Origin of the sequence: Streptomyces phaeoluteigriseus (assembly GCF_001896135.2) — a bacterium.
Lineage (GTDB): Bacteria > Actinomycetota > Actinomycetes > Streptomycetales > Streptomycetaceae > Streptomyces > Streptomyces phaeoluteigriseus.
Genome location: NZ_MPOH02000003.1, coordinates 51,392 through 65,552, shown reverse-complemented (window position 1 = coordinate 65,552; position 14,161 = coordinate 51,392). Strand labels below are relative to the sequence as shown.

Here is a 14,161-nt window from a genome sequence, read left to right as displayed (position 1 = left end):
GATCTCGGAGACGGAGTGCCCCTGCCCAAGCAGGCGATGGATGTCGGAGTACCGGTCGACAGTGCGGACAGCGATCTCCACCTGCGGACCACCAACCCTATAGAGTCGACCTTCGCCACCGTCCGGCTCCGTACCAAGGTCACCAGGGGCGCCGGCAGCCGAGCCGCTGGCCTGGCCATGGTGTTCAAGCTCGTCGAGTCGGCCCAGGCCCGCTGGCGGGCTGTCAACGGCGCGCACCTGGTGCCGCTGGTCCGCGCCAGGGCCCGCTTCGAACGCGGTCACCTCGTTGAACGGGCCGAGACCTTGGTGGCTTGAGATCATTGCCAGGAGGAGTGATGAGCTTCGACGTCATCTGCCTGATCGCCGAGTGGGCACCTGCCGTTGGGGCCTGCCGGGAGTCTCGCGGCGCCGACTTCTATTGGGATGCGCCTGAGAACCCAAACGGCGAAGATCTTCCGTTCGCGATCGAACGCGCCCGCCGCGGCTTCGACTTCATCGAAGCGGGCTTCTACTACGAGATCTTGCGCCGCCGGTTGCCCAGTCGGGTACGCGGCAAGGCTGATTCATTTTTCGGCTCGGTCTATCACGAGCTCGGACCGGGGTGCCCGGAGCCACCTGATGATCTGGCTGACGATGTCGGCATCGAACTTGCAAAGCACGAAATGTACTACTCGATGCGCCCGACGACGGTTCGTTCAGTGCTTGAGCACGCGCGGGCGGTACCGTGGCCAGAGATCGAACACGCCGCTACGAGTGCCGTGATGCCACCACGCATCACCAGGCACGATGTCCGCGACATCGAGCATTTTCGCAGCATCGTCTGGTTCCACCAGGATTGGTTGGACGAAGCAGCCCGAACCGGACGTGGGCTGATCGTCCTCATCAGCCAGTGAATAGGTGCAAGAGTTCGACGGGTCGGAACCTCATCCACAGGTCTTGACGATTGCTCGCTGCCTCCAGCCACGTCTCGTGGTACTTCTAGGCACGGTCGGCGAGAACCGGGGCGCCCTGGCGCTCACAGATACGGATGATCCGGGGGGTGTGGGCGGCATTGAGGTCGTGCGCACGGCCGGGCAGGGCGGGCGAGATCCACAGCAGCCGCCCGGCCGGGTCGGTCACCACCTGCACGTTCACCCCGTGCCGACGGTGCTTGTGAGAGAAGTCGGCCCGGCTGTCGCCGACCCTGTCACACTCCGCAAGCGTGCCATCCAACAGGGCGTAGTCCGGATCGGCCTCACGCAGGGCACGCAGCAAGCCGGGCGCGCGGTCGACCAGCAGGTCGACGACGGCTGCCACGTAGGCATGCGCGGTGCCGACGGAGGTGCCGAACCCGACCGTGAGCTGGGCGAGGGTGTCGTGCCGGCGTAAATACACCAAACCGACCAGGGCACGCTGGTGCGGTGGGAGCTTGCAGCGGCGGTCACCCTCGCGGGTGACGATGAGCATGGTGACCCACTCGACCAGGACATGAGGCAGGTCGAGTGCGGCAGATACGGAACCAACGCGGCTCCTGCGCCTGTTGGTTGAGACTTCGAACACCTCCCCCAGCGGCACGCGAGCCTCGTGCGTTGCGCACACCGCCAGCATCACCCGATCCATACCGTTCGTCATGGGCCGTTCCGGTCATTCGTAGGATCGGAGCACCCAGCGGTGCTGGGTATGGCTGTCACCCGATAGCCGATGATGTGGCTTCCACTGATTGGCCGCCCGGCACCCCGCGACGACTCGGCCGCTAATTGGGATACGCGAACTGAATCGCTCGTATGGATGCGTCGGCGAGGTCGTCTGCTGGGACACAACACCACGTCGGAGGAGGATCGGTGCCGGAATTGTGGCCCGGGACGGACGCGGGGAAGGCCGAGCACCACTGCACGGTCATCGACGCCAACGGGACGACGCTGCTGTCGCGGCGTGTGCCGAACAGCGAGACTGAACTGCTCAAACTCCTTGGTGACGTATTGGGGATAGCCGACGGCGGCCCGGTCACCTGGGCCGTCGACCTGAACGCCGGCGGGGCCTCCTTGTGGATCGCGCTGCTGGTCAGCCACGGCCAGAAGCTGCTCTACATCCCCGGCCGGACCGTGCACCATGCCTCAGCGGCCTACCGGGGCAAGTGATCGAGCCCGACGTCGATTATGCAGGTGAGGCCCTTTGGGTGGGGGTCTTTCTGCAGTCGTGAGTGCCGGTCTGTGGCGCTGCGGCGGGATGGTGGCTTGATCGTTCGTCCTGTGGCTGCGTGGCGGACAGAGTCGTCGTCGGTGGCACGCTGGTGGGTGGCTGCGGTGGGCTGATGTCTTTGGTGGGTCGGGGTGTCCCCCTGGCGGTCCCATGGTTGTGGGGGTCGCCAGGGGGTGGTGTCTCAGCTGTAGTGGATGATGCCGTCCTTGCGGACGATGTCCGTCTTTCCGTTGGCGTCGGCGTCGGTGAATCGGGCGATGCCGGAGAGCGGTACGGTCGAGTTCCTCATGTAGTGCCAGCCGCTGTCGTTGGAGCCGAACCACCAGCCGAGTGTGGTGGCCATGAAGTCGTCGATGGCGCCGTCGCCGTTGAAGTCGCCGGCGTTGTCTCGCAGACCGCTGCTGACCTGCCAGTTCAGCTTGTTCGCTGAGGGGTGCAGGCCTGTCTCGGTCTCTTCCACGGCACCGGAGTGAGTCGCTCCTCCGGTGATGCCCGGGTAGAGGTAGGGGTGGCTGAAGACGTTGCCGACGACGTCGAAGCCGACGGTGGGTGTGCCTCGGAGTTTTACCGCGGTGGTCGCCTTGTACAGGACGGTGTTGCCCCGGAATTCCATGTATTCGCCGGCAAGGCCGCAGTTGTAGCTGCCGAAGATGCCGCAGTCCTCGCGGCCGTGCATGTCGACCTGGTGGGTGTGGTAGACGTCGGTGTTCCAGCCTCCGTTGGGCAGGATCAGGTTGTGGGAGGCGAGGAAGCCGGTGCCTTCCCGGCCGTCTCCCGTGATGGCGTGGCGGTTGTAGTCGAAGGTGTTGTGCTCGATCCGGGCGTACGCGCCCCTGCTGATCACGACCCCGTATCCGCCGCCGTGACCGCCGCCGAAGACGTCTCCGGTCTGGTGCTGGTTGTGGTGGAGGAAGTTGCCGTCCACCAAAGGCATGGTGGCGGTGTCGGACCGGCCGATGCGGTTGTGGATATCGCGGACGTCCACGGCTGCACCACGCCAGCCGTAGATTGCGCTCTGTTCAACGACGACGTTGCGGGCCGAGACGATGCTGATGGCATCCGCATCGGGCTCTTCCGTCTCGGCCTGTTCCATCCGGCCCCCGTCGAGCCTGATTCCCGTGAAGCGGACACCATCGGCGTTGCGGTCCTGGTTGTCGGATTCCACGATGAAGAGGCGCTTGGGGAAGGTCCTCGTGAACAGACGAGGGCCCCATTCGTTGTGGGTCCGGTCACCGATGATCTGCACGCCCGCGGCAATGGACTGCTCGTCGAGGCCGCTGATGTCCAGGTTCACATCGCCGATGATGCGCACGACCGCGTTGGGCGTATGGATCCCCTCGACGAACACGTCGCGCATCGTGTTGTCGGTGACGCTGAACAGCGGCTTCAGGTTTCCGTCGAGCCTGTTCCAGCCCGACCAGAGACCACCGGCGGACTGTTCCCGGCGGTGGAACACTTCACCGCTCCTGGTGAAGCCGACAACTTCGATCCCGCCGTCCGTACTGTCACCGGGGCTGTCGGTACGCTGCTCGGCAGCCACCGACCGCAGGGGAGTGCCGTCGGTGAACTCGGTCCACCCCGACCATCCGGTCGACCCGGAGGGAGCGAGCTGGGACCGGCGCCAGACCTGGTCGAGAGAATTGGTGCCGAACAGCTCCAGACGGCCCTCCCCGTTCCTGGCCACGGCAATCGACTTCAGGTTTCCCTCGATCTGGTTCCACGACGACCATCCACCGCCGGCAAGCTGCCACCGATGAAAAATGTCTCCCGCATCGTTGACGGCAAACAGCTCCACCCGGCCGTCCTGGTTCGTCTCGGCCGCCACGCTGCGCATGGCACCGTCATCGAAAGAAGCCCAGTCCGACCACTGCGCAGACCCCGCACTCACCTGCACAGCATGCCAAACACGTCCCTGATGATTGGCCCCGAAGATCTCCAGACGCCCGTCACGATTACGCGCCACGGCGACAGAAGCAAGAAACCCGCTCAGCTGCTCCCAGGCAGACCAGCCGCCCCCCGACAGCTGCCGGCGATGAAAGATCTCACCCTTCTCGGTGACACCGACAACCACAATACGGCCGTCCGCATTGGCCTCGGCCGCGACGGTCCTCAGCTTCTGCCCCGCAAAGACCGTCCACGCCGTCCACACAACCCCACCCGCCTGCACCTGCGAACGCGTCCACACATTGTTCTCAGCGTCCGTGGCAAACACCTGAAGCCGGCCATCCACACCACGCGCCATCGCCGGCGCAGACTCCCTGAAACGAACCGGCGCCTCCACCTCAAAAGACGAAGAGACCGACACAGCAGACGCAGCCGACACACCCGCGACAGGAACCGCACTCGCAGCCGCCGGCAGAACGACCCCTACAACAGAAGCCACAACCATGACCACACAAGCCCGCCCACCAAAAGACGACCAGCCACCGACCCGATCTTTGTGAAGCATTTTAGTCTCCGTTTTCCTGTAGTGAGGCCCAGAAGCCTGAGGATCCAGAAAGTTGGTCAAGCGAGGTCAGAGGCAAACGCAGCCACGCGGGTGCCTGCCGAGACCGGCTTCGTGTCGACGATCAGCTCATACGACGACAGGTCCGTACTCCAGGCTCTTGGCATTATCGGAGGCTCGGGAGAATCGAATTGTGCAGTATCTGTCCGCACTGCCGACAGGGAACCTGATGTTGGCTTGCCCAGGCGACTGATACATCAGGGAAACTTCTCCCTCAGTTCCGTCACACAAGGCGGTCACTCTCACATTATTGAGAGAGGATCCGTATATTTCAAAGGTTCTGAAATCCCTGCCCCCGATGGAACTGACACCGCGATCCGTGGCTCCTGCAATTTTGATCACTTGGCTTTGTTGCAGTTCAGCAGCTTGAGCGGAAAGCTCGTTTCTCAATATATCCGTTACTGCCCGCGTTTCTCCGCTGGCATGCAGCACTCCATAGGGATGGATGCGTCCAGCCGAGAAAGTATCGAATGCTTCCCAGAGAATAACGATTGGCAGATTGGCCCGCTGTATGGCTTTGACTGTCTCCACGGTCCGTGATGCATCAATTCTGTTTATTCCATGGTCCTGGAAACCAACTTCTCCGATGGCCAACTTGGAATTACTAGCGTTGGTGGAAAGCCAGCCGCGTATCTGCGACAGGTCATCTTCCATCGAGCCGCGACCCTGGCTGTCGTAGGAGGAGTACAGGGCATAGTCAGGATTGACCAATGGTATGACGTCTAGCAGAATCGATTGGAGACGCCTCCCGTCGACCTCCGTAGGATAGGTCAACGTGTTCATGTTGAACTCGATGCCGTCCGATACCGTGACCCCGCCGTAGCCGGCCGCTGCAGCGAGCTGCCGACCTGCAAGGATTCCCTGGCGTCGGAGTTCGAACCACATCGTGATTGCCGATATCGCATTGGAACGCGAAGTTATCGAACCACAGCCATTTCGGAAACTCTCGCTATTTAGGTAGCTATAGAATGATCCGCAGTATGCCTGGTTATCCGCCTCCCATGAGGTGACAACAAAAGTCTTATTTGTGTCGTGCTGTGTTTGGTAGAGGTTAAGCGTCAGATCGCGGTACTCGCGAATTAACGCGTCACTGTTCTCGCTTAAGTATTTAATGTCAAGGTAAGCCCCCCTTCCGCCTCTTGGTCCGTCTGTCGTGGAGTCGTAGGCTGACAGCACGATCTTTTTGAGGGAAGGTGACGATATCGCCGCCTGGAATTCAGGCGTCTTAATGGCGCATGGCAAGAATGCCTTCTCGTCCGGGCAGGCAGAGTCCAGTCGATCCAAATCCATATTGTAGTGGTTGAAGAGGCTATTGGACCTGCCATTGCGTATACTCGGCTGAATTACGAGCCGTGTGGTATCGAAGCCGGCGTTGTTGAGGTATTCCTGCCCGACTTCGAGGGAGCTCTTATTCCCCGACTGAGCTGGCACGCCCCCCCAGTTATAGCCACCGAAGCCCGACGGGAAGGAAGCACTCTTTGGCAATGGTGCACCAAAAGTTGGACTTGCGATTCCTGTGCTCTTGTTGCGCAAACTAAATGAGCAACCGCTCGTAGGCCCGTCGTCTGGGAAGGAGACATTAATTTGGCCAAGTGAGGCATACTCCACCCTACCGCCTGCATAACGTCCCTTGCATACGACGCTGGGTTCCAGACTCAACGGATTAGCAAAGGTGCCGTAGAGCTCAGCGACACGCCGACCGCTTGTGACTCCACGATCCTGAACACCATTGATTTGAATAGATACGGCGCTCGTCGCCGAGACCGTACGCTGTGCGGTTCTAGCCCCGTCGTAGAGACGTTCCAACTGAAATGTACAAGTTGAGCCAGCAGGCATTTGCTCGACATTTACGTTGATCTGCGTCAACCCAGGTGTTTCCATTACCTCTGATTGCATGAGGGTGTTGTTGCAGGAAACTATCGGGTGGATGCTGTAATCACCGGGAAAGTTCCCGTAGAGTTCGAATGCGCGTGCATTTCCATTCGACTCGCGCTCCCGAACGGCCTGCAGCACCAGTGTTTCGTCAACGGCTTGGCTTGGAGTGGGAACAAATCCCACAAGGAGGAGGGTTGCCACTGCAGTGGCCGCCCTGAAGTATTTTCTCACCATGCACCTTAATAGCTAAAAACTTTGGTGGACCCGTCTGGAATCGCTTGTGTGCAGAAGGCTGTTCCTCGTGCTCTCTATGCCGTGCCCGCAGCGGGCTGCATTGTCATGCAATCTCACTGAGCGTCAGTGCAGCAGGTTGCGACGGACCCCACTGGTCCTATCCTCATGCGAAACGCATTTTGCTGACCGGTAGCCTCGGCCGCGTGCGTGGTCATCCCGTTTGTCCTCTTGTTGATCTTCTTGACAGTCATCAGCATTGGAGTCGATCTGACTGGGTCAGTTGATTTCGTCAGCGACGTTCCCATGGCTTGGATCCGCCGGAGCGAGTGGACACGCCGCCTTTGCTGGCACGGCGTGAACGTCACGAGCCCAACTCGGCGGGCGTGGGTCAAGCCAGGCCGGCTTGACCCACAATGCGACAAGCGGTACCCCTCGCCAATTTAGCTCTGGCAATTCCTTCGCAGCCTGTCCGCGCTAACTGGCTCGCCCGGGAAGTAGGGGTTCTGCTCGCTGCCTACGGGCGGAGGTTCCCATCGAGTTCAGACCACTCAGACCAACCGGACGCCCGGCTATGCGTCCGATAGGAGGGCTTGCCACTGGCATCAACAGTGAAGAGCTCGAGCCTATTGTCAGCTCCACGCTCAACAGCTACCCCATAGCGTGTCCCGGGTAGCGATATCCAGTTACTCCACCCGCCAGGCTGTTGGCCCTTATACCAGATTCTGCCGTCCGGATTGGTACCAAAGAGATGCAGGTCCCCTGCCTCGTCGCGGGCCACTGCAATATTCTTGAGATATCCGTCGAATTGCGACCAGGCCGACCAGCCGCCTCCGGTGAGCTGCCACCGGTGCCAGACCTCTCCGTTCTTTCCGAGAGAGAATACTTCCACGCGTCCGTCTGCATTGGTGTCCGCAGCGACGTTGTACATAGACGTTGCCATCAGATTCCAACTCGACCACTGATCGGTCCCAGGGAGTTGATATCTGTGCCAAAGATCTCCGTTTTCATTTGTTCCGAACAATTCAAGCCTGCCGGCCCCGTTTTTTGCCAGAGCAATAGAGGTAAGCGTGCCATCCATCTGGGTCCAGGCAGACCATGTTCCAGAGGTGGCTTGCACTCTGTGCCAGATTTCGCCGACAGAATTGACACCGAAGAGCTCGATTTGTCCCGCGCCATTGGTTTCTGAAGCGATGGACAGCATTTCTCCACCGATTTCATTCCATCCCGACCAAGTGTCGCTCGCCGGTGCAGTTTGGGATCGATTTAGAATTCGTCCGGTTTGACTGACACCGAATAGAGAAAGCTTTTGCCCAGAACCTAACGAAAGGGCAAGAGGAGATCCAAGCGAAGGATCCGGGCCGGTCAATCTCACCAGAGCTTTAGCTGCTGCCCCGTAACTCGTGCGCGCCATGGCTGTCGCTCGCGGTACAGCGTATGCTTCGAACGGTAGAGAAGTCCCAGGATTCGTAATGAACTTCTTTTTCACCTGACCTATGTCGCCATTATACGCTACGCAGCGAAGCCAGTATTCCGTGATCGGATGCTCAGGAATGGGTATCGGATTACAAGACGGGTTAAGTCGTTCGATCAGGCGGTTATTTGTGTCGACAAGCGTCTCTCTGAGGAGAGTCGTATTGAATCCAGCGCGCGATCGCGCAACCAGAGCGATGGGCCCGACCGTGTTTAGCGCAAAACCGATTCCGTCCACATTAGGCAGCGAAGAGAGGCCTTCAACGTGGGACTGGGCTTTCGTGACGCACTCTGTAGTAGATACGGCAAATGCCTGCAGACTGTCTGGGCTTTTGTTTTCTATATCACCGAGCTCGATGACCGCAGCCCTTGTGCAGGCCCGAACATCATTTTCGGGTATCTGGCCGATTTCTGCAAGGATGACATCCCGGGAAGCCTCTATGGACGCCTGCAATTGATCAGTTGCTTGCTGCAGGGTCAACTGGTGGCCGAAAAAGAGCTGGTATGCACTGTAGGCCTTACCAACATATCCAGCGTAAGTCGCATATTTCTCAACGTCGTCACTAAAATCAGCTCGCGCTGGTTGAGAGAATGCTGACGCGCTCACAGCAAGAGACGTTACTATTGCGATACGTCTCACACGGCCAAGTTTCATGCGTTTCAATTCTCGACCCCATCGAATTGATTTCCCATAGGTGCAACTTCTGCCGACTGCACCTTTGAGTAAGAATACGTACACGGAAAATGGGTGGAACGTGAGCAAGTCGTCTACAGAAGGATTAGCGAGATAGAAGCGTCAATAGAGTCCCATGACATGGCGCGATAGTCGTAGGTATTCAGTACTCAAACCCGCCTGAGACCGCTTGCGTAGTGGGGCGGGTGCGGGTTGAGCTGCCCCTCGTGTGTGAATACAGGGGTTCATGCCGCAAGAGATATGTGCACTGTTGCGTGATGGTGCCGTTCGAACTCCATGAGCGAGAAGCAGAAGAGCACGCTGTGTCGGGCGTGGCAGTGTGACCCACCGGCATACCCTGAGCCTCGTGAGAAACCGGCACGAACTCTTCAGTGCATAGTCCTCGCTCCGTTCACTGCTAGAAGCTCTCAGCCGGGGCACACCCCTAGCTGGAGCCCTACCCATACTTCTGTGGATGCCGTGCCGGTCGCAGAGTTGGGCGAACGCGGCCGAGATGTATTGCGATCCGCGGTCCGCAGTGCGTGGATGACGAGCTCCCCCCGCATGTGCCAGGCTACCGACCGGCCGAGCACCCGGCACGACCGGATATCGATGACTCAAGCGACGCAAAGCCACGCCTCCGACCTGCACGTTTGTTACGTCGCTGCACTCTTTCTCGCCCAGCTGACTGGCGGTGAAGGCCCGCTGGACCAGGTCCGTGCTTGCACATCAGCCTGGCCACACACCTGCGGTGGACCGTGCGGCCGAAGCCTCGCGGAGGCTGACCTCGTCAACCACAAGGATGTCGGGCCGCTGGTTGAAGCCGACCCCGCCGGGCCACAACGCAAGCCAAGAGCGATGTGGGTCTCGCCGACTCCGTGCAGTCCCAGCAGAGCACCATTAGCCTTCGCCTCCGATCCTACGAACGATCAGATCAGATCCATGCCGCGGAAGATCGGACTTCCCATTGCTGATGTCAAGGCGCCTCTACGATGGGGAGTGAACGGTTGTAGCACTTTCTGTCACGGAGCATCGCCCACAGAAGGGCGACACGGCGGCGGGCGAGGGCCAGCAGAGCCTGTTTGTGTCCCCTTCCCTCGCTTCTCTTCCGCTGAGTAGTACGCCTTGGACGCAGGGGCAGACTTCAGGCTGGCCATCACCGACAAGTACCGGGTCCGCAGCAGGCCGCGGTGGTAGCGGCGAGGACTGTGCAGGTTGCCGCTGACGCGGCCGCAGTCACGCGGCTGCGGAGCCAGGCCGGCGAAGCCAGCCAGGTGGTCCGCGCTGCCGAAGGCCTGCATGTCGCCGCCCGTAGCGGCGATAAACTCGGCACCCAGCCTTGCCCCCATGCCGGGCAGGCTGCGGATCACCTCAGCCAGCAGGTGCTGCTGAAACCGGGTCTCGATGAGGGCATCGAGCTCGGTCATTTCGTCGTCGAGGACCATCACACCCTTCGCCAGGCGGACCACCATGGCAGCGGCCAACTGCTTGCCCGGAAGCGCAGTGTGCTGGGCCCGGACGGCGTCCACTGCGGTGCGGGCGAGTACGGCAGCGCCTTTGACCTTGCGATTCTTCAGCCACATCTCGATCCGCCTCGCGCCTGTCCGACGGATCGCTGTCGGAGTCTGGCAGCCGGTCAGAAGCATCACCGGTGTCTTGTTGGTCATGTCCAACGACCGTTCCAACGTGGGGAGGCTCTCTCGCTGTTATGCCCGAGGACGGTTGATCTGCCGGGTGCGGTCGAAGACAAGGTCCAGGCGCCGGGTGGTCAGGGTGCGCAGGTCGACGGCGATCTCGTCACCGGCCTGAGCAGCCCTAAATCCCGGCGGACGCGGGCCTGGTCGGCGCTGACGAAGGCGTCCTTCGCGTCGGTCTTTCCCTCGCCCGATAGGTGGCCGAGGCCCTGTGGATCGCCAGGCCAGTGAGGTGGCCACGGGCTGATTACAGGCGATGAGCAGGCCGATCAGAGCGGCACCGCCGTGATTGAGATCGACGGCCCCCAGTACGTCGTCGGATAACGCCAGCACGTCGCCGATCAGCGCCAACAGCTCCGTCTCGTCGTTGACGATCCGACGCGACAGGAGTTGCTCGCCCTCCGCGTTGATCACCACGGTGTGACGATGCGTCTTCCCGATGTCCACCCCGGCCCAGATCTCGGCCACGACTACCTCCGCCAGCTCGTCGTACACCGATCCCGCAGACGACCTCGCCGACGTTGTCCTACAGCCGCGATCGAGTCGCGTCTCCCCATTGGCGGTCGAGCCGTCGCGGGGCTCATGGCTGTGACGCATTGAGGTGGCGGTGTTGTCGGCGTCCCACTCGGAGGTTTCGTCGAGAGCGGCGGTCTGTTGATGCGAGAGCAGGCCTTCGACAGCTTGGACGATGTCACTCATGTATTCGCGTCGGCCACAGTGACGGGTGAGAGCCAGCCAGTTCTTCAGGTGCGCCATGCCGTGCTCAACGCGGATGCTCCGGCAAGAGGGCGCCTTGCGTTGCTGCTCGTGCCGACCCGCGTACCAAGCCGGAGCGTTCTTGAACTTCCGACGGTGGTGTTACAACGCCTGCGGCGGTCCCATGCCCTCGTAGCCGGATCCGCGAGCGTCTCTATGAAAGGGCCACCGGCCAGGGTGGGCCAGTCCCAGCTGTCGTGCCTGCGTGACGTCGGCGCAGTTGCCGGGCTGAACCTGACTGCAGAACAGCACACGCCCCTCGGTGTCCGTCCGCATCATGGGCTTTACTGCGTTCTACTTGACCTTGTTGGAGACAAATTCGTCCCCGTCCTTGCGGCCTGCGGCTGGGTAGCCTCGGATCTCCGTACCGTCGATGATCCCGGCCCGCCCCTTGACGCCCAGGTGCTCAACGACCTCGGCCAGGGAACACAGCCGGACGTCCCACGCAATGGTGCAGCCCGCCGCGCGAGCTGGGACCGCACCTCCCTCGATGGCGCAGGTGATGATGGAGAGGTCTACGCCGAATCAGCAGGCCCGCACGTCGTGAGCGGTGCCAGACCCCAGACCCACCAAGGAGGCCGACAGCCGGTCGACGAAATTGACTTCCTCCCCCTCCTGAAGGAGGGGGATTCCTACGGCTCGCGCTGTAGGGGTTTCTGCTTCGTCGCCGACTGCCCGCCCGGAGTTTTCCGTTGAGGTCTTACACCAGCTCCACAGACAGACGCCGTCAGCCCGACGGCCAGGATGTTCTTCGCCGCGTTCACGTCCCTGTCATGGGTCGTCCCGCAGTCGCACGTCCAGGTACGCACCTGCAGGGGCATCTTCTGCCGAAGACTGCCGCAGGCGGAGCACAGCCTGGAGGAGGGGAACCACCGGTCGACCGCGATCACCTCACGGCCGTACCACTGAGCCTTGTACTCCAGCATGCCCCGCAATTGCGACCAGGCCGCATCGCTGATGGCCCGGGCCAGGCCGGCGTTCTTCACCATGTTGCGAACGGCGAGGTCCTCGATCACGATCGTTTGGTTCTCACGAACGAGCCGAGTGGTGAGCTTGTGCAGGTGGTCACGCCTGCGGTCGGCGATGCGGGCATAGACCTTGGCGACCTTGAGGCGCGCCTTGGCCCGGTTCGCGCCGTCGCCCTTGGCTTTGCGGGCGAGGCGGCGCTGGGCGTGTGCGAGGCGTGCGCGGTCGCGGCGCTCGTGGCGGGGATTGGAGATCTTCTCCCCGGTGGAGAGAGTCGGCAGGTGGTCGAGGCCGGCGTCGATACCGATGGCCGCGTCGGTGGCGGGCAGCGGCTGCACGGACGGGTCTTCGCACAGCAGGGACACGTACCAGCGTCCCACCGCGTCCTGCGACACGCTCACCGTGGACGGGACCGCACCCTCCGGCAGCGGACGGGACCACACGATGTCGAGAGGCTCCACCATCTTCGCCAACGTCAGCTCGCCGTCCCGGAACCGGAACGCGCTGGCGGTGTACTCCGCCGACCTGCGCGACTTCTTCCGCGACTTGAACCGCGGGTACCCGGCCCGCTTGCCGAAGAAATTGGTGAACGCCACCTGCAGATGGCGAAGAGCCTGCTGGAGCGGGACGGAGGAAACCTCGTTGAGGTAGGCGAGTTCCCCGGTCTTCTTCCAGCCGGTCAGCATCGCCGACGTCTGGTTGTAGTTCACCCGCACCTGCCGCGCCCACGCCTCCGTGCGCGCCGCGAGCGCCAGGTTGTAGACCTTGCGCACACACCCGAACGTGCGCGACAGCTCGGCCGCCTGCGCATCAGTCGGATAGAAGCGGTACTTGAACGCCCGCTTCACGTGACTGGCCCTCACAGTTCACAAACTACCGCATCAATTTGGTGCGTACTGCGGGCAGTTGGAGGCGGACCCGGGTTCGCCCTGGCGGCGAACCGGCTCTTCCTGCCCTGCACCGCAGGAGCTTCGTTTCCTCCCCCGGCCGAAGCCGGGGGTATCCACGAAGGAGTAACCCGATGAACCTGTGCTTCGCCCCGGCTCCTACAACGCGTCACCGAAGCCGAACCGCCGGGCGTGGCTGACGCCGTCCACTCCATAACGGCCCCACCTCAGCCACAAGTTCGACATGCACCGTCGGCAACAACCCCGTGATCCAGCACCCCACCACAACCAACTCGGCGCTCCAGCCCTATCATGCTCACTTCAACAAGCTACCTGGGCGCGAGCCACGACCAACCCTGCACGAGGTCAGCCCGTGCCTACACGGGCATACTCATCGCTTTATCCTCTGCACAGAGCACCAGAATAGAAAAAGCGGATGCCCACCTCGGTGGGGCATTTCACCGCTACTCCCTCCCCCGCCCTGCATGCCCCGTTGCCGATGGCATGTCCTCAATTTGATCGGTCGGCATCCACCTCATGAGCTCACACTATTCGCTAAAACTGGCCACGACTTTACTTACTATCCTCGACTGCCATGAGAATAATCCGCCAACTCGAATCGACGCCTTGGTGGAGACCATCGACCTCGCCATTGTTCGCGAAGTCCTCAATGGCGCCGACCATGCGATGGCTACCCAGACTCTGGCACGCTCGGTCGTCGCCGTGGGGACGCTCTTGCTCCCAATAGGCGATTCACCGAGGATTTCCGCCACACTGAAGGCTGCGGGGGCGTACGTGGAGAACCCCACCGACGAAACCATGCAGACCTACTTCGACTGTGCAACCAACTCCTACCCCTACGGGCCTGGGGACGGTCACTACGGACTTCCTGGATGCAGATGCGAGGCTGGCAGCGGTTGCG

5 protein-coding genes and 4 pseudogenes are annotated in these 14,161 nt (G+C 61.5%); 3 read left to right on the top strand and 6 right to left on the bottom strand.

The features are described from left to right. Window positions 1-315: pseudogene (locus tag BM536_RS02090) on the top strand (hypothetical protein); the annotation flags it as partial. Window positions 316-335: 20 nt separating this feature from the next. After that, on the top strand, window positions 336-893 hold the full coding sequence (locus BM536_RS02085; protein ID WP_073491853.1) for a hypothetical protein: 558 nt from the start codon (window positions 336-338) through the stop codon (window positions 891-893). Between the two features lie 88 nt (window positions 894-981). On the opposite strand, the pseudogene BM536_RS02080 reads toward BM536_RS02085, so the two are convergent. Continuing rightward, window positions 982-1,502 (bottom strand): annotated as a pseudogene (locus BM536_RS02080) (transposase); the annotation flags it as partial. A gap of 318 nt (window positions 1,503-1,820) precedes the next feature. On the opposite strand from BM536_RS02080, the pseudogene BM536_RS02075 reads away from it, so the two are divergent. After that, a pseudogene (locus BM536_RS02075) lies at window positions 1,821-2,114 on the top strand (IS110 family transposase); the annotation flags it as partial. Window positions 2,115-2,359: 245 nt separating this feature from the next. Here BM536_RS02075 and BM536_RS02070 read toward each other — a convergent pair. The 5 genes and pseudogenes from BM536_RS02070 to BM536_RS02055 form a co-directional block, all read right to left on the bottom strand. After that, window positions 2,360-4,567 carry a PLL family lectin gene (locus tag BM536_RS02070; protein ID WP_483883505.1) on the bottom strand — a complete coding sequence of 736 codons (2,208 nt, stop codon included), beginning with the start codon at window positions 4,565-4,567 and terminating at the stop codon, window positions 2,360-2,362. Window positions 4,568-4,753: 186 nt separating this feature from the next. Further along, entirely contained in the window at window positions 4,754-6,790 is a 2,037-nt protein-coding gene (locus BM536_RS40165; RefSeq protein ID WP_143650763.1) for a hypothetical protein, read from the bottom strand. A 517-nt stretch (window positions 6,791-7,307) separates the two neighbouring features. Next, window positions 7,308-8,903 carry a PLL family lectin gene (locus BM536_RS40160; protein WP_143650761.1) on the bottom strand — a complete coding sequence of 532 codons (1,596 nt, stop codon included), beginning with the start codon at window positions 8,901-8,903 and terminating at the stop codon, window positions 7,308-7,310. Between the two features lie 1,009 nt (window positions 8,904-9,912). After that, window positions 9,913-11,098: pseudogene (locus tag BM536_RS02065) on the bottom strand (IS110 family RNA-guided transposase). Between the two features lie 920 nt (window positions 11,099-12,018). Further along, window positions 12,019-13,215, bottom strand: coding sequence for an RNA-guided endonuclease InsQ/TnpB family protein (locus BM536_RS02055; RefSeq protein ID WP_073491850.1), 1,197 nt, complete (start codon window positions 13,213-13,215; stop codon window positions 12,019-12,021). Window positions 13,216-14,161 lie beyond the last annotated feature (946 nt).

What these genes read in the sequence shown, in the direction of transcription:
- BM536_RS02085 (WP_073491853.1), top strand. Translation starts at nt 336, where the DNA reads ATGAGCTTCGACGTCATCTGCCTGATCGCCGAGTGGGCACCTGCCGTT.
- BM536_RS02070 (WP_483883505.1), bottom strand. Translation starts at nt 4,567, where the DNA reads ATGGTTGTGGCTTCTGTTGTAGGGGTCGTTCTGCCGGCGGCTGCGAGT.